The 15939-nt window shown below is 61.6% G+C and carries 14 protein-coding genes; 6 read left to right on the top strand and 8 right to left on the bottom strand.

Going from position 1 to position 15939, the window contains the following annotated elements; translation table 11 throughout:
- Nucleotides 1-4 precede the first annotated feature (4 nt).
- On the bottom strand, nt 5-1549 hold the full coding sequence (locus tag NKI06_RS12020) for a 4-hydroxyphenylacetate 3-hydroxylase N-terminal domain-containing protein (protein WP_352460186.1): 1545 nt from the start codon (nt 1547-1549) through the stop codon (nt 5-7).
- Between the two features lie 92 nt (nt 1550-1641).
- On the opposite strand from NKI06_RS12020, the gene NKI06_RS12015 reads away from it, so the two are divergent.
- The 3 genes from NKI06_RS12015 (at nt 1642) to NKI06_RS12005 (ending at nt 3778) form a co-directional block, all read left to right on the top strand.
- Nucleotides 1642-2511, top strand: a complete 870-nt coding sequence (locus tag NKI06_RS12015; protein WP_352985407.1) for a helix-turn-helix domain-containing protein — start codon at nt 1642-1644, stop codon at nt 2509-2511.
- A gap of 267 nt (nt 2512-2778) precedes the next feature.
- On the top strand, nt 2779-3525 hold the full coding sequence (locus NKI06_RS12010) for an IclR family transcriptional regulator (RefSeq protein WP_023748001.1): 747 nt from the start codon (nt 2779-2781) through the stop codon (nt 3523-3525).
- A 22-nt stretch (nt 3526-3547) separates the two neighbouring features.
- Nucleotides 3548-3778: a helix-turn-helix domain-containing protein gene (locus NKI06_RS12005; RefSeq protein ID WP_023692276.1), complete on the top strand. Its 231-nt coding sequence runs from the start codon at nt 3548-3550 to the stop codon at nt 3776-3778.
- Nucleotides 3779-3862: 84 nt separating this feature from the next.
- Here the strand turns inward: NKI06_RS12005 and NKI06_RS12000 are convergent, their stop codons facing one another.
- Complete coding sequence (locus NKI06_RS12000) at nt 3863-4588, bottom strand: SDR family oxidoreductase (protein ID WP_023692277.1); 726 nt, start codon at nt 4586-4588, stop codon at nt 3863-3865.
- Between the two features lie 149 nt (nt 4589-4737).
- Here NKI06_RS12000 and NKI06_RS11995 point away from each other — a divergent pair, with 149 nt between their 5' ends.
- Nucleotides 4738-5634, top strand: coding sequence for an AraC family transcriptional regulator N-terminal domain-containing protein (locus tag NKI06_RS11995; RefSeq protein WP_352985404.1), 897 nt, complete (start codon nt 4738-4740; stop codon nt 5632-5634).
- Nucleotides 5635-5704: 70 nt separating this feature from the next.
- On the opposite strand, the gene NKI06_RS11990 is transcribed toward NKI06_RS11995, so the two are convergent.
- A complete protein-coding gene (locus NKI06_RS11990) occupies nt 5705-6724 on the bottom strand; it encodes an NAD-dependent epimerase (protein WP_352985402.1) in 1020 nt (339 codons plus the stop codon).
- 31 nt (nt 6725-6755) lie between these two features.
- Nucleotides 6756-8036, bottom strand: coding sequence for a nucleotide sugar dehydrogenase (locus tag NKI06_RS11985; RefSeq protein WP_023686926.1), 1281 nt, complete (start codon nt 8034-8036; stop codon nt 6756-6758).
- A 461-nt stretch (nt 8037-8497) separates the two neighbouring features.
- On the opposite strand from NKI06_RS11985, the gene NKI06_RS11980 reads away from it, so the two are divergent.
- Both NKI06_RS11980 and NKI06_RS11975 read left to right on the top strand, forming a co-directional pair.
- Entirely contained in the window at nt 8498-9475 is a 978-nt protein-coding gene (locus NKI06_RS11980; protein ID WP_352985400.1) for a UDP-glucuronic acid decarboxylase family protein, read from the top strand.
- A gap of 224 nt (nt 9476-9699) precedes the next feature.
- Complete coding sequence (locus tag NKI06_RS11975) at nt 9700-11661, top strand: 3-hydroxyacyl-CoA dehydrogenase NAD-binding domain-containing protein (RefSeq protein ID WP_352985398.1); 1962 nt, start codon at nt 9700-9702, stop codon at nt 11659-11661.
- A gap of 8 nt (nt 11662-11669) precedes the next feature.
- Here NKI06_RS11975 and NKI06_RS11970 read toward each other — a convergent pair whose 3' ends face one another.
- The 4 genes from NKI06_RS11970 to NKI06_RS11955 all read right to left on the bottom strand — a co-directional run bounded on the left by NKI06_RS11970 (nt 11670) and on the right by NKI06_RS11955 (nt 15886).
- Entirely contained in the window at nt 11670-12941 is a 1272-nt protein-coding gene (locus NKI06_RS11970) for a cysteine desulfurase-like protein (RefSeq protein WP_352985396.1), read from the bottom strand.
- A gap of 45 nt (nt 12942-12986) precedes the next feature.
- Nucleotides 12987-13661, bottom strand: coding sequence for an amino acid ABC transporter permease (locus tag NKI06_RS11965; protein WP_023667812.1), 675 nt, complete (start codon nt 13659-13661; stop codon nt 12987-12989).
- A gap of 150 nt (nt 13662-13811) precedes the next feature.
- On the bottom strand, nt 13812-14609 hold the full coding sequence (locus tag NKI06_RS11960; RefSeq protein ID WP_023682726.1) for an ABC transporter substrate-binding protein: 798 nt from the start codon (nt 14607-14609) through the stop codon (nt 13812-13814).
- 77 nt (nt 14610-14686) lie between these two features.
- On the bottom strand, nt 14687-15886 hold the full coding sequence (locus NKI06_RS11955; protein ID WP_352985394.1) for a pyridoxal phosphate-dependent aminotransferase: 1200 nt from the start codon (nt 15884-15886) through the stop codon (nt 14687-14689).
- Nucleotides 15887-15939: the final 53 nt, after the last annotated feature.

The raw sequence follows: 15939 nt of genomic DNA, 5'->3' as shown, positions 1-15939 counted from the left end.
GACATCACCCAGCCGATGAAGCGAGCGGATTGAGCCAGGTATCTCCCGTCCAGCCATTCTCGTCATAGTCGGCCATGCAGGTATCGACCAGTTCTTCCATGGCCTTCAGCCGGCCGCCGCGTTCGGCGCCCTTCAGCACCTGCAGCCGCACCTCTTCCGGCGCACCGGCATAGTTGAGTTCGTAGAGCGCGTGGCGGCCGCCGAACTCGGTGCCGGTCGCGTCCCACAACAGTTTCATGATCTTGATGCGCTCGACATGGCCCATGTCGTTGGAACCGCGCACATATTGCGCGAGGTATTTGTCGATCTCGGGATTGTTGAAGTCGCGCACTGATGACGGCAGGTAGATCAACCCAGAAGCGATCACCCGGCGCACCGTGTCGATGACGCGCGGATAGGCTTCCGACATGAAAGTCCGGTAGGCAAGGGCTGCTTCCAGGTTGGGCAGGACAGCGCCATTCGCCCAGGGGATCGGATTATAAGCCATGGCGTTGGAGAAACTCCAGAACATGTGCCTGAGCGCGATCACCTCGCCCAGCGCCGCCTGGTTGCCGCGGAAGGCATCGCCGCCGGTGGCGCGCAGCGCCTTTGCCAGCAGGCCGGCGAGGAAGTCGAGCTTGACGGCAAAGCGTGTGCAGCCCTGGAAGCAATAGCCATGCATGAAGCCCGAAGCCGGATGGAAGGACAGGATTTTCTGCGCGTCGCGCAGCACCAGCACGTCCTCCCAGGGGATGAAGACATTGTCGAGCACCAGAATGGCATCGTTCTCGTCGAAGCGCGACGACAACGGATAGTCGAACGGAGCCGCCGCCGTGTTGGCCGTTTGCTCATAGGAGACGCGGCAGAACATCTTTACCCCCGGCGCATTCATCGGCACGATGAACATGACCGACAGCGACGGATCTTCGGTGACCGTCGCCGAACTCTGCGCCAGGAAATTGTAGTGGGTCAGCGCCGAGGACGTCGCCACCACCTTGGCGCCGGAGACATAGATGCCGGCGTCGGTCTCCTTGGTGATGTGGACGAAGACATCCTTCACCTGTTCGGCCGGCTTGTGGCGGTCGATCGGCGGGTTGACGATGGCGTGGTTCATGAACAGCACGGCTTCCTGCGCACGCTTGTGCCAGGCGAGCGCATTGTCCTTGAACGGGCCGTACCAGTCGGCATTGGCGCCGAGCGTGTTCATCAGTGCCGCCTTGTAATCGGGCGTGCGGCCCATCCAGCCATAGGACATGCGTGACCACTCGGCGATCGCGGTCTGCTGGGCCGCGAGTTCGCCGGAGGATTTGGCAACGCGGAAATATTTGTGGGTGTAGCCGCCCGAACCGGTATCGGTAGGCGAGGTCAGCGTGCCCTGCCGCTTTGGATCGTGCAGCGCATCATAGAGGCGCGCCAGCGACCGCGCCGAATTGCGCATCGCCGGATGGGTGGTGACATCGGCAATGCGCTCGCCGTTGATGTAGACCTCGCGGCCGTCGCGCAGGCTCCCCATATACTCGGCCCCGGTGAACGGGCGCCCATTGTCGGCACGAAAGTCTTCCGATCGCATGATGTTCCTCCACTTATGGCATCAACTCTAGCGCTCCTGGCAAGGATCGGTTAGGCCGTAACGGCAAAACCGATTGGACTTTTTCCGGCGCCATGAGCCTCAATTCCATCCCTGATTTCTTTGTCTATGGCGAGCCGGTGCGGCCGCTCGATGTCGGCTTCCTGCATGTCGAGACGGTGCTTGCGCGCAGCAACATTCATCTCGGCCAGGTTGCCGCGCACAAACATCCGCAAATGGGCCAGATCACCTACTGGACCAGCGGCTCCGGCACCTACCGCATCGAAGACCAATCCTGGGACTTTTCGGCACCGGCCGTCAGCTTCGTGCCGAGCACCATCGTGCATGGCTTCTCGATCGGGCCCGGCACCGACGCCATCGTCGTTTCGGTCGCCGATGATGCGCTTGCGGCAATAGCCGCTCACAGCCTGCTGCCATTGGACCGGCCGGTCTTTGCCGATAGCCTTTCTCAGCACGTCGCGTGGAAAAGGCTTGCGGCGGTGCTGGAGATGATCGCCACCGAATATGCCGAGGCGCAGGCCGGGAGTGACAAGACCCTGCCGGCGCTGATTGCCGTCGCGCTCTCCCACATCGCGCGTCTTGGTCCCGAGGTAATGGATGCCACTGGCTCTTCCGATGCTGCATTGGCGCGCGGCTTGCGCCGTCTGGTCGATGCGCATTTCCGCGACAACTGGCCCGTCGACCGCTACGTCGAGGCGCTGGCCACGACAGCGCATCTTCTCGACAAGGCCGCCCATACGGTGCTTGGCAGCGGCGTCAAGCGGCTCATGGGCGAGCGACGGTTGCTGGAGGCCAAGCGCTTGCTGCTGTTCACCGTGCGCACCGTCGAGGACATCGCCTACGAAATCGGCTTCGAAGATCCGGCCTATTTCTCACGCTTCTTCCGGGAGCGGGTTGGCCAGGCGCCCGCCGCCTGGCGCCGCGCGCAGCTCGGGCAGAGTTGAAGCTTCCGCGCCGGCCAGGATCAGGCGTTTGGGCCGACACGCCGGCTAGGCGCAGCGCCGCCGAGTTGATCCACCTGTTGATAGGTGTTGCCGCGCAGCATCACCCCGCGCACGGCGCGGCGCATCGATTGATGTCGCCGCGAAACTTGCTGGTGTTTTTTGTCGCTTCCAAACGGGTTCGTTATTTGAACCACCATTTTATGTGCTATGAGCGGACTGCAAGGTGGATTGGCTTCCGTCCCATGCGAAGTATCTTGAGGATGCACGATGAGCACAGTCGGCAAAGCGATATCGCTGTTGGAACAGTTCACGCTCGGCGAACCGGAGATCGGCCTGTCCGAGCTCGCCCGCAAAACCGGCCTCGACAAGGCGACGGCGCGGCGCCTGCTGATGGCGCTGGCCGACCACCGCCTGATCGAACAAGAGCCGGCAAGCCGCCGCTACCGGCTCGGCGCCGGCCTGTCGCGGCTGGCCCGCTTTCGCGACGCGCATTTTCCCTTCGTGCGCGTGGCAGCACCTGTGGTTCGCGAGCTGGCGCTGGAAACAGGCGAAACGGTGCATCTGTCGGAATTCAGCGCCGGCGCACTGCTGACCGTCCACGTCGAACTCTCGGCAAAGGCCAACCGGGTCAATGTCGATGTCGGCCAGGTGCTGCCCTTGCACGGCACCGCCTCCGGCATCGCCTTTCTCGCCGCTTCGCCTCAGGAAGCGGCCGAGGCCTATGTCGACAAGCCGTTGCCGACCTTCACGCCACACACGGTGACGCAGCCCGACAGGCTGATGAAGGCGATCCGGCTTGCCGCCAAGCGCGGCTATTCCTCGAGCTCCCAAGGCTATGAAGAAGGCGTCCACAGCATAGCCGCGGCAATCCTCGGCTCCGATGGCCGTCCTTTAGGCACTCTGGCGGTGGCCTCGCCTGTGTCACGCGCCGATGACAGCATGGCGGCCAGCCAGGGCGAAGCGGTGATCAAGGCGGCGCGGCTGATTTCAGCGCGCCTGGCCGGCGAAGCCTGACATCTCTACCGTCGCAGGGGAGATGATTAGCGGGGTAAGTTCCCAGCGGCGCACCGGCCTTGCCGCGAGACCGGAACGCTTCGTCTGGGACAGGCGGCTGGAGCGCAGCAAGGAAGAATTGTTGTCGCCCGCCCGAGTGTCGCCCACGATCTCGGAAATCGCCTTTGCTTGCGGGTTCAATTCGAGTGCGCATTTTTCGCGCGCGTTCGAGAGCCGGTACGATGTGGCCCGCGGGAGTTGCGCCAGAGGCTGAGGGCGGGTGCATTAAGGGGTGGGCCGTTTGCCGGATCTCGGAGAGCGCCCTAGCTCGCCGAAAGCCGGCATCCGGCAGCAAGTTCTACATATTGGCAGCGGTTGGCCGCACGATCACTTCGTTGACGTCGACGCCATCGGGTTGATCAAGCGCAAAACGGATCGCCCGTGCAATGGCGTCCGGTGTGAGCGACTTCTGCCGCCATTCTTTCAGAGCCGTGGCGACCTGAGGATCGCTGATATCGTCGCCCAGTTCGGTTGCGGTCACTCCGGGGGAGATGATCGTGGCGCGGATGTCGTCATGCTCCTGCCGCAGCCCCTCGGTGATTGCCCAGACGGCATATTTCGTGCCGCAATAGACCGCCGCGGTGGGCAGCACGATATGCGCACCGACCGAGGCGACATTGACGATATGCCCATTCTTCTGGGCGACGAAGCGCGGCAGCACCGCGGCGATCCCGTTCAGCACGCCGCCGATGTTGACATTGATCATGCGAGACCACTCATCGCGCTTCAGCGCGGCAAGCGGCGACAGCGGCATGACGCCGGCATTGTTGACCAGCACATCGATCTGCCCGAATTCGGCATGAGCGGCATCGGCAAAGGCGTCGAAATTCGCCGCGTCAGTCACGTCGAGTTCGCGCCACGCCACGCCTTTGCCTATTTCTGCGGCCAGCGCCTTGAGCCGCTCGGTGCGGCGGGCTCCGATGAACAGTCTGGCGCCGGCACCGGCAAGTTCCCGAACCGTCGCTTCGCCGATGCCGCTGGAGGCGCCGGTGATGAGTACAACCTTGTCTTTAAGTCCCTTCATGATCGTTTCCTTTTTCGCTGCGGTGACGGGGAGATAGATGGCGGCGAACCGGTAAAGGGCGGTAGCGTGATCGTCCAAAGAGTTTGCACGATCCTCCAAATGAACTCGAAATGCCTTGCAACATTTCGCGCCAGGAAGATTTATGCGGCATGGAGAAAATCAATGAACTCGCCGAGCTAATCACCCGCTTTGCGCCGAAATCTGGCGTGGCCGGCACTGCGGTGCCGCGGCTGTCGCTCATTCGCGCCAACCAGCCCAGTGCACCCGTGCCTGCGGTCTACGAGGCGTCGCTTTGCATAATCGCCCAAGGATCGAAGCGCGTCTCGCTGGCCGACCAGAGCGTGGTCTATGACGCATCGAGCTACCTGCTCGTCTCGGTCGACCTGCCGCTGGTCGGGCATGTGTTGGAGGCAAGCCCGGCGGCGCCCTACCTCTGTTGCAAGATAGATTTTGATTCCACCGCGCTGGCCGAGCTGCTTGTGAAAGAAGGACGTGCATCCCCCAGCAGGGATCTGCCGGTGTTAGCTGCCTATCCAAGTGACCCCGACCTGATCGATGCCGCCTGTCGGCTTGTCAGGCTGCTCGATCGCCCCGAGAGCATCACCGTGCTGGCGCCGCTGATCGAACGCGAAATCCTTTACCGGCTCCTCACCGGACCGCACGGTGACACGCTTCGCCAGATGGCGTCGGTGGACAGCCACCTGAGCCAGGTCAGCCGCGCCATCGCCACGATCCGCAATCATTTCCAGGCACAACTGCGCATCGAAGACATTGCGGCGGCATCAGGCATGAGCGCGTCGTCCCTTCATGCCCATTTCAAGGCGATTACGCGCATGACCCCGCTCGAATACCAGAAGCAGCTGCGCCTGCAGGAGGCGCGAAGGATTATGCTTGCCGGCGGCGCAAACGCAGGCACGGCCGGGTTCGCGGTGGGCTATGACAGCCCTTCGCAGTTCAGCCGAGAATATCGTCGCCTGTTCGGTGCGCCGCCCCGGAAAGATATTCACCGCCTTCAGGCGACACCCAGTTCGGCTGCGGCTTATTGAGTTTTCCGAGCGGCATGCGCCAGCGATGGCTGGTCAGGAGCCAGCCGCCTCCAGGTGGCGAAGCGTCCGATCATGATCGGTAGAACTCCCGGTACCATTCGACAAAGCGCGGAACCCCTATTTCGATCGGGATTTTGGGCTTGAAGCCGGTCGCCTCCTCGAGCGAGCTGACATTGGCGAAAGTTGCCGGAACGTCGCCTGGCTGAAGTGGCCTGAGGTTGCGGTTTGCCTTGCGTCCCAGCGCGTCTTCGAGCACCTCGATCAATCGGTTCAGTTGAACGGGCGAATTGCCGCCGATGTTGTGAATCCTGAACGGGGCGTTGCTGGTCGCTGGGTCTGGCGCGACACTTTTCCACTCAGGATTGGGTGTCGCGGGTTGCTGCATGACGCGGATAATACCTTCGACAATGTCGTCGATATAGGTGAAATCCCGCTGCATGTTGCCATAGTTGAAGACCTCGATCGGCTCGCCGGCGAGGATAGCCTTGGCGAAGATGAACAGCGCCATGTCCGGCCGCCCCCACGGACCATAGACGGTGAAAAAACGCAGCCCGGTGGCCGGCAGTCGAAACAGATGGCTGTATGTGTGCGCCATCAGCTCGTTCGCCTTCTTGCTTGCGGCGTAAAGGCTGAGCGGATGGTCCGCCGGATCGTGCACGGAAAACGGCATGCGGGTGCTGCCGCCATAAATCGAACTCGACGATGCATAGACCAGATGGCCGACGGAGGCCTGCCGGCATCCTTCCAGGATGTTGACAAAGCCGCTGAGGTTGCTTTCCACATAGGCGTGCGGATTGCTGATCGAATAACGTACGCCGGCTTGCGCCGCGAGATTGACGACAACCTCCGGCGCGGCCGAGAGGAAGAGCTCCGAAATACGGTCCCGCTCCGTGAGATCGGCATGCTCGAAACAAAAATTCGAAAACGCTTTCAGCCGCTCGAGACGAGCCTGCTTCAGGCTGACGTCATAATACTCGTTCATGGAGTCGAGGCCGATAACCTGGCGTCCTTCGGCAAGCAGCCTCAGACAAAGATGAAACCCTATGAACCCGGCTGCGCCGGTGATCAGTATCGGCCTGCTTGATGTCACTGCATATCCTAGCGTTAATTTCAGGCGAGCTTTACAAGCTCCAGTATTTTATGTTGTCGGGAACTTCATTGGGCTTGATGGCCGACTTGACATCGAACAGTGTCCCCCCCGGCCTGATCATTTGAAAAAGACGCGCTCTTTCGTTGGTGAGATATTGCCTGTGAGGCACCGCCAGAACAAGCGCCTGCAAATCGTTTATCTCATCGAGCGGCAGGATTGTTTCGCCGTGATCACGCCGAGCGGTTTCGACATCGGCAAGGGGATCATGGACTTTGGGGACAATTCCGAACTGCCTTAGTTCCTTGACCATGTCGAAAACGCGGCTGTTGCGCAAATCCGGCACGTCCTCCTTGAATGTCAGCCCGAGAATGCCGACAGAAGCCCCTTTGACGGGCGTGTCAGAACCAATCAGCCGTTTGACAACCTGCTGGGCGACGAAGGCCCCCATGCCGTCATTGATGCGACGTCCGGCGAGGATGATCTGCGGATGGTAACCTTCGGCCTCGGCCTTGGCGGTCAAATAATATGGATCGACGCTGATGCAGTGGCCGCCGACGAACCCCGGTTTGAAGGGAAGGAAGTTCCATTTCGTCGACGCAGCATCAAGAACATCCTGCGTCCGGATATCGAGCCGCTCGAAGATCATTGCCAGTTCGTTCATCAGCGCGATGTTCAGATCGCGCTGGGTGTTCTCGATAACCTTCGCTGCCTCGGCCACCTTGATCGACGGGGCGCGGTAGACGCCGGCATCGATGATACGGCCATAAACGTTCGCGACGCGCTCCAGCGTCTCGTTATTCTCGCCGGAGACGACTTTGACGATCTTTTGCAGCGAGTGTTCTCGATCGCCGGGGTTGGCGCGTTCGGGCGAATAGCCGAGGGCAAAGTCGCGGGGATGTCGCAGGCCGGAAACCTGCTCGATGATCGGCCCACAGAAATCTTCGGTCACACCTGGATAGACTGTCGACTCAAAAACGACGACGGCGCCTTTGCTCACCGCCTCGCCGACGAGTTCGGACGCCAGTTTCAAAGAAGCTAGATCGGGAGCGCGATTTGCGTCGATAGGGGTTGGCACGGCAACGATGAAGAAAGTAGCGCCTTTCAACATCTCCCGGTCGGTGGTCAGCCCTATCGAGGTCTCCTTGAGCGCCGTTGCGTCAACTTCCCCCGTACGATCGACGCCGCCACGCAATTCCCCGATCCGACGCTCGCTGATGTCAAAAGCTATGGTGCCGGGGAAAACCTTCCCAAAGGCAATGGCTACCGGCAGGCCGACATAACCCAGGCCGATAACTGCAATGCGTTCGGACATCCGTGGGGTTCCTCGAGCCACCTGTTGAGCCGACGTGCTTGTATGGCAGGCTGTTGGCCAATTCAACGATGCTCTATCGCGAAGAGGAATGTCTCACGCAAATAGGCGTCACCGTTTTTTCATGTTGCCATCCGCCGATGCCATCGATGTTGTGGATAAAATCCAGCAGGATCGGGTTTCGAGCCACTCTCTGCTGCGGATTGGGGTGAACCGTCAGGTTCTGCCGGCCATCTACGCAGCGGCGGCCCTGACGACAGGGCCGATATTCTCTGCTGCCAATCCATAGGCCACTATCGGCCTCAATCGTGCCTTCTGATCAAAATGCCGGGATCGGAATTCGCATCGGCACCGAGCGGATCTGCGAAATTTCAGTTTGGTCCTTGTGCATTGGTTGCGGACACGTCGTATCCTGCGTGTGGCGACCGATATGTGGTCGATCAGCATTTGCCTGGGAGCAGAAATTGGCCAGACTCTATGACAGCCGCAGACGCATTCTCGTTACCGGGGGCGCAGGGTTTATCGGCTCGCATCTTATTGACCGCCTGTTGGAACGAGGCGACGAAATCTTGTGTGTCGACAACCTTTTCACCGGATCAAAGCGCAATATCGACCATTTGGCCAAGCATCCCCGCTTTGAATTCATGCGCCATGACGTGACCTTTCCGCTCTACGTCGAAATCGATGAGATTTACAACCTGGCGTGTCCGGCCTCGCCTGTTCACTACCAGTATGACCCGGTTCAGACGATCAAGACCGCCGTGCACGGCGCCATCAATGTTCTTGGACTGGCAAAGCGGCTGAAATGCAAAGTCTTTCAGGCCTCCACCAGCGAGGTCTATGGTGACGCGTCTGTGCATCCGCAGCCCGAGAGTTACTGGGGCAATGTAAACCCGATCGGGCCGCGCTCATGCTACGATGAAGGCAAACGCTGCGCCGAAACGCTGTTCTTCGACTATCACCGACAACATGGCTTGTGGGTCAAGGTCGCGCGGATTTTCAATACGTTCGGGCCGCGCATGCACCCGGCAGACGGCAGGGTTGTCTCAAATTTCATCGTGCAGGCGCTTCGTGGTGAACCGATAACCATTTTCGGCGACGGCTCACAGACAAGGTCGTTTTGCTACGTCGACGACCTGGTGAGCGGCATGCTGCGCCTCATGGATACGGGGCCGGAGGTGACCGGTCCAGTAAACATCGGCAATCCAAGGGAAGTAACGATCCGGCGCTTGGCCGAACTGACGACGCAGATGACCGGATCAGGTTCGGATATAATTTACCGCGATCTTCCGCAAGACGATCCGCGGCACCGCCAGCCCGATATCACCCTTGCCAAAAGGCTTGTCGGCTGGGAGCCGACGGTGACTTTGGAAGCCGGGCTGCAACAGACGATCGACTATTTCAAAGCCCTGCTGCCGAAGGTTTCCACAAACTCGCCTTGACCCGGCACCGCAGTGCAACCGTCAAGTCTGACCGATCACCGTCGTGGTAGCGACGCCTTTTGCAGTCGACTCCGGTAGGCTTGAAGTTTTTCGAATTCTAATTATTTTAAGCTTGAAATTATTTTGACGATCCATGGCGCTTCATCCGTCCGAGCCGGGACACCGGCATTTGGCGGAGAGCAGAAGGAGGAGGAAGATTTGCCGTCGTTCCGGGATAAAACTCCATGAACACAGCACGATTTTCCGAGAGTGTCACAGGCAAGATCGTCGATGGCGTTCTCGTCGTCACGATCGAAAATCCGCCGATCAACGCGCTGTCCTTCCATGTCAGGGCCGGATTGATGGATGCGCTTGGGCGTGCGGCGTCGGATGAAGTGTCTGCCGTGGTGCTGACCGCCATTGGGCGCACCTTCATCGGTGGCGCCGATATCAAGGAATTCGGCAAGCCCGCTATCGAGCCCACACTGCCTGACGTGATCGAAGCGATCGAGAGCTTCGCCAAACCGATCGTGGCGGCAGTAGGCGGCGCGGCGCTCGGCGGCGGCTGCGAGATTGCGCTGGCCTGCCACTACCGGGTGGCCAGCAAGGCGGCCAGCTTCGGCCTGCCCGAGGTCAAGCTCGGGTTAGTGCCTGGGGCCAGCGGAACCCAACGCCTGCCCCGCCTCATCGGCACGGTCGCCGCAATTGACCTGATCGGCACGGGTCGGCCCGCAAATGCCGACGAAGCGCTCGCTCTCGGTCTGATCGATACCATTGCCGACGATCTTCCCGAAGGCGCGCTCGATGTCGTCCGCCGTCTCGTTGGCCAACCCTTGCGGCGCACGGGTGCGCTTTCCGTCCCACGCTCGCAACCCGAAGCCGAAGCGGCAGCCGCAAGAAAGGTGCTTTCCCGCAGCCGTGGACAGATCGCGCCTGCAGAAGCCGTGAGATTGGTCCAGGCTGCGTCCACGGCCAAACTTGAGGACGGTCTTGCGGACGAACGCGCGACCTTCCTGCGCCTCCGGGATTCTCGCGAAGCGGCAGCGTTGCGCCACGTCTTCTTTGCCGAGAGGCAAGCCAGCAAAGTCGACAGGCTGGAGGGTGTCACGCCTCGCAAGGTCGAGACCGTCGGTATCGTCGGAACCGGCCTGATGGGTGCAGGCATCGCGGTCTCGGCCTTGAATGCCGGCTATGGCGTAATCGGCGTCGAGCAGACCGACGACGCCGCGGCAAAAGGATACGCGCGTATCGCCGGCCTTCTCGACAAGTCAGTCCAATCCGGCCGTCTCACCGATCATGCGCGCAGGGAGGCGCTGAGCCGGTTTGAAGCGGCCAGCGAAGCCGACAGGCTGGTGCAGGCCGATCTGGTCATCGAGGCAGTGTTCGACGATCTCGCGGTAAAAACCGAACTCTTCCGGAAGCTCGAACGTATCGTCCGCCCGGACGCCATCCTTGCGACCAACACCAGCTACCTCAACCCCGACGAGATCGCCTCGGCAACCGCCCGGCCCGAACGGATCGTCGGCCTGCATTTTTTCTCCCCGGCCAACGTCATGCGGCTAACCGAAGTGGTGGATTGCGCGGCGACGGCGCCCGATGTGCTCGCCTCGGCGATCGCCTTCGTCAGGAAGCTCGGCAAGCTGCCTGTCGTGTGCGGCGTTACCGAGGGTTTCATCGGCAACCGCATCTATTCCGCCTACCGCCGCGAGGCGGAGTTCATGGTGGAGGATGGCGCAGCACCCGATGAGGTGGATGCCGCGCTGGAGGCCTGGGGCTTCCCGATGGGGATCTTCGCGGTCAACGATATGGCTGGGCTGGAGATAGCCTGGGCGCGGCGCAAGCGACAGGCGGCGATGCGCGATCCGCAAGCACGTTATGTCGAAATCGCCGACCGGCTGTGCGAGGCCGGCCGCTTCGGCCGCAAGACCGGGCGCGGCTGGTACGATTATTCGGACGGCGAACGCAGGAGCGACCCGCAAGTAACGGCGCTGATCGAGGCCGTGCGAGCGGCCAAGGACATCGTGCCGCGCCGCTTTTCGCCCGATGAGATCGTCACGCGCTTGCTGGCGGCAATGGCCGAAGAGGGCAAGGCCTTGCTTGCCGAAGGCATCGCGGCGCGTGCCTCCGACATCGATCTGGTGATGATCAACGGCTATGGCTTCCCGGCCCACAAGGGCGGGCCGATGTTCCACGCCGGAGACATCTGACGGACAAGCTACGACAGCTTGGCTACGACGGCGCGCAACGCCTGGCCGAAACGCCTGACCTCGTCGACCGTGTTGTAATGGACCAGCGAGGCGCGGATGGCGCCGCTGTCCATCGACAGGTTGAGACGCTTCATCAACCGGGGCGCATACATATGGCCGTCGCGGATGCCGATCTGCATCTCAGCCATTTCCTCGACGATCCGCTGCGGCGACAGCTTGCCGATGTTGAAGCAGAAGGTCGGCACGCGCTCCTTGATGCGGGTCTCTTCCGAAACCCCGTAAATGGTCGCGCCGCAAGCTTTGAGCACCGCGAGCATCTCACGCGCCAGGAGCACTTCGTAGTCGCGGATAGCGCCCATGCCGGCAACGATGTTGTCGCGCCGCGAGCGGTTGTTGGAGGGCGCCAGATTGCGGCCGATCAGTTCCAGGTACTGCACCGCGGCATCCATGCCTGAGACGTTCTCGTAGATGAAGGTGCCGGCCTCGACCTTGTAAGGCGGCTCGTCGGGGATGAAGTCCTCGCGGAAGGTCGGCAGCCGCTTCAGCGTTTCGAAGCGGCCCCACAGAAAGCCCATATGCGGCGAGAAATTCTTGTAGCCGGAGCAGACGAGATAGTCGCAGTCCCAGGCCTGCACGTCGATCAGCCCGTGCGGTCCGTAATGCACGCAGTCAAGGAACACTTCGGCGCCGGCCGCATGCGCGATCGCGGCCACCGAAGCGACGTCGACGATCGAGCCGATCGAATGCGCGGTCACCGTGCAGGCGACGAGACGGGTGCGATCGGAAACCAGCGGCTTGAGGTCGTCGACATGCAGGTTGCCGTCCTCGCGCATGCGCCACCATTTGAACTTGGCTCCGGCGGGCTCCAGCGCCAGCCACGTGGCGATGTTGGCGTCGTGGTCCATATCGGTGATGACGATCTCGTCGCGCTCTGTGTCCTTGGCCAGCATCTGGCTGATGCCGAGGCTGACCAGGCGAATGAACGAGGTGGCGTTCATGCCGAAGCAGATTTCCGACGGACTGTAGGCGTTGATCAGCAAGGCCACGCTCGTCCGAGCATCCGCAACCGATTGGTCGACCGTGACCGAGCGTCCATAGCGACCACCACGCTGCACATTGTGCGAGACCAGGTGATTGGTCACCGCGTCGAGCACGCTCTGCGGGATCTGCGCGCCGGCGGCGTTGTCCATGAAGATGAAATCACCGGCGCGCTGCAAGGCCGGAAACATGGCGCGGATGGTGTCGACCGGAAAGCCGCCGGCGGCTTGGGAATTGCTCAACTGTATCTCCTGCGAATGGCTTGGGAAGCGGGACGGTTGATGAGGTCAGCGCGTCTTCTCGGTCTTGAAGCGGTCTTCGAGCAGGCTGACGAGGCGGACCATGGGCCAGAGGAAGATGAGATAGACCAAAGCGGCGCCGATCAGCGGCGAGGGATTGGCATAGAGCGATTGCGCGTTGGTCGCTTCCTTCAACAGTTCAGGCAGCGCAACGGTGGAAGCGAGCGACGTGTCCTTGAACATCGAGACGCAATTGCTGGTCATCGGCGGGATTACGACTCGGATCGCCTGCGGCAGCACCACCTTGCGCAAGGTCAAAAGGAAAGGCAGGCCGAGCGCCTGTGCTGCCTCGAATTGGCCTTTCGGAATGCTCTCAATGCCGGAGCGGAACACTTCTGCTGAATAGGCCGACATGATGATGGCGAACGCCGTCACGGCGGAGGCCCAGGACGACAGACGGATGCCGAGGAAGGGCAGCGCATAATAGATCAGGATCAGCACCACCAGCACCGGCAGGGCCCGGAAGATGTCGGTGTAGCCGACCGCCAGCCAGCGCAGCGGCTTCGGCGCATAGAGCCGCAACAGGCTGATCCCCAGGCCAATGGGAATGCCGATGCCGATACTCAAAATGCCGAGCAGCAGCGTGTTCAGGAAGCCACGCAACAGCGCCGGCAGGCTGGACATGATCACGTCAGGATTGAAGAAGGTGTCGATCAGCGACATGGGAGCGTTCCCGAACCCCAGAGCAAAGGATGCTCAAGTTAAAACCAATCGACCTTGCCTCCGATGAGGCTATCCGTGTGGCAGCAGGCGCCGGAGCGTGAAATGAATCGTGCCGGCCTGGGAGCCGGCACGATTTAAGTGCATTGCCGGTCAGGCCTTGGGCAGCGGCATTTCCTTGACCGTCGAGGAATCGGCTGGCGCGTCGCTGCCGAACCACTTCTTGTGGATCGCGGCCAGCGTTCCGTCCTTCTTCATCGCGGTCAGCGCGTCGTTCAGCTTGCCGAGCAGCGGATGGTCCTTGCTCATCATCAGGCCGTACTGTTCGCCGGTCTTGATGCGCTGCTTGACCTTCAGGTCCTTCATCTTGGTGAAGGAGTATTCCATGCCCGGAATATCGCTGACGGCGGCGTCCACGCGGCCCGCGCTGAGGTCGAGCAGAAGATTCTGCTGCGTGTCATAGCCCTTCACGTCGCTGTAGCCGTCAGCCTCCTGGTGCGCCTTGACCCAGGTCTCGCCGGTCGAGCCTGAAAGCACGCCGACGATCTTGCCCTTGAGGTCGGCCTCGGTGTTAACAGCGCTATCGGTCTTCGTCGCAATGCCCATGTCGGAGTCATAATAGGGCTGGGTGAAGGACAGCGTTTTCAGTCGCTCCGGCGTGATGGTGATCGAGGAGATCGCGACATCGATGCGGTTGGAACTGACAGCCGCGAACAGCGCCTGGAAGCCGAGGTCGGCAATGTCGGTGGTCATGCCGGCACGCTTGGCCGCTTCGTTGACGATGTCGACTTCAAAGCCCTCGAAAGTGCCGCTCTCGTTCTTGTATTCGAAGGGCGGATTGGTCGGGTAGGCGCCGACATTGAGCACATCGGCGGCAAAGGCGGTGGCCGGGCCGGCAGCGATGCCGATCGTGGCGGCGAGAAGAAGCAGGTTGCGACGAGTGAAGCTCATTTTGTGTTCCCTCTGGTTGTTGATCGGGCGGGTTTGCTCCCGCACGGTTTGTTGCCGTCCCACCTCCCAGCGGGGCGTCAATTCATGGCGGCGACCATGCGCTCGAGCGCGGTCGCTATCTGGTCGCGTTCACGGCACACGCACATCCGCAGGAAGGCCGCTGCCGAATTTCCAAAGAGGTGGCCGGGAGCCAGCCCGACGCGCGCCGTCTCCAGTATCCTGGCGCAGGCCTGCCGGGCGTCGCTTTCGCCGTCCATGGCAAAGAAGGCATACATGCCTCCGCGCGGTTTCGTCGGCAGGATGATGCCGGGAATCTGGGCCAGCCTGTCATAGGCAAGGTCGAGGCCGGTTTTGATCCGCTGCCTGATCTCCTCGACCAGCGGCTCGCCTTGGCGGATGGCGGCGACAGCGCCTGCCTGGATAGGCGCGGCGGTGCCGCTGTTGATGTACTGCGTCATGGCGCCAAGCTGGTCGGCCACCCCGGACGGATGCGTCAGCCAGCCGATGCGCCAGCCGGTCATCGCCCACGCCTTCGAAAAACTGTTGACCGACAGCACCCGGTCGCCATCCTCGGCGATCTGCAGGATGGAAGGAGCAACATTGCCGTCGAAATAGAGCCGGCCATAGACCTCGTCGGAGATGATCCAGATGCCGGTGCGCCGGCTGAAGTCGAGCAGCGCCTGCATCTCCTCGCGCGACGCGGTCCAGCCGGTCGGGTTGGACGGCGTCGACAGGAAGATCGCGCGTGTGCGCGCATCGCAAGTGGCGAACAGCCGGTCGAGATCGAGATGCCAGTCGCCCTTGAAGTCGAGCGAAAACGGCCTTGGCTCGCCGCCGATCAGATGGATGGCGTTGTGGATGTTGGGCCATTGCGGCGCGACATAGACGACGTTGCTGCCGGTATCGACCAGCAGTTCCAGCGCCAGGTACAGCGCCTGCATGCCGCCAGGCGTGACCGTGGTGCGCGCAATCGGGATCGTCCGGCCGTGAATGCGCGTTTGGTATTCCGACAGCGCCTCGGTCAGTAGGGGGTGCCCACGCATGTTAGGGACGTAGAACGTCTGGCCTTCATCGAAGGCGGCCTTCGCGGCATCGCGGATGAAGGCCGGCGTCACCATGTCGCCTTCGCCGTACCAGAGCGCGATCACGTCGCCCAGTTCTCGGGCGCGCACGGCAAGGTTGGCAATGTTTTCGGTGTGCAGGTCACGGATCTGGGCACGTACGCCGTCGAAAGCATAACGCGCGCTGGACGATGACTGGGGCAGTATGAACGACAAGGACTGAAACCCCTCCCACCCGGAGCACCGCGACGGACTGCCCGGCAAGCCCC

This window comes from Mesorhizobium sp. M0772 (assembly GCF_040320135.1).
Lineage (GTDB): Bacteria > Pseudomonadota > Alphaproteobacteria > Rhizobiales > Rhizobiaceae > Mesorhizobium.
This window is presented reverse-complemented; position numbering and strand designations above follow the sequence as displayed.

Coding starts and splice junctions, on each gene's coding strand:
- NKI06_RS12020 (WP_352460186.1), bottom strand. CDS start 1,549: ATGCGATCGGAAGACTTTCGTGCCGACAATGGGCGCCCGTTCACCGGG.
- NKI06_RS12015 (WP_352985407.1), top strand. CDS start 1,642: ATGAGCCTCAATTCCATCCCTGATTTCTTTGTCTATGGCGAGCCGGTG.
- NKI06_RS12010 (WP_023748001.1), top strand. CDS start 2,779: ATGAGCACAGTCGGCAAAGCGATATCGCTGTTGGAACAGTTCACGCTC.
- NKI06_RS12005 (WP_023692276.1), top strand. CDS start 3,548: ATGATTAGCGGGGTAAGTTCCCAGCGGCGCACCGGCCTTGCCGCGAGA.
- NKI06_RS12000 (WP_023692277.1), bottom strand. CDS start 4,588: ATGAAGGGACTTAAAGACAAGGTTGTACTCATCACCGGCGCCTCCAGC.
- NKI06_RS11995 (WP_352985404.1), top strand. CDS start 4,738: ATGGAGAAAATCAATGAACTCGCCGAGCTAATCACCCGCTTTGCGCCG.
- NKI06_RS11985 (WP_023686926.1), bottom strand. CDS start 8,036: ATGTCCGAACGCATTGCAGTTATCGGCCTGGGTTATGTCGGCCTGCCG.
- NKI06_RS11975 (WP_352985398.1), top strand. CDS start 9,700: ATGAACACAGCACGATTTTCCGAGAGTGTCACAGGCAAGATCGTCGAT.
- NKI06_RS11965 (WP_023667812.1), bottom strand. CDS start 13,661: ATGTCGCTGATCGACACCTTCTTCAATCCTGACGTGATCATGTCCAGC.
- NKI06_RS11960 (WP_023682726.1), bottom strand. CDS start 14,609: ATGAGCTTCACTCGTCGCAACCTGCTTCTTCTCGCCGCCACGATCGGC.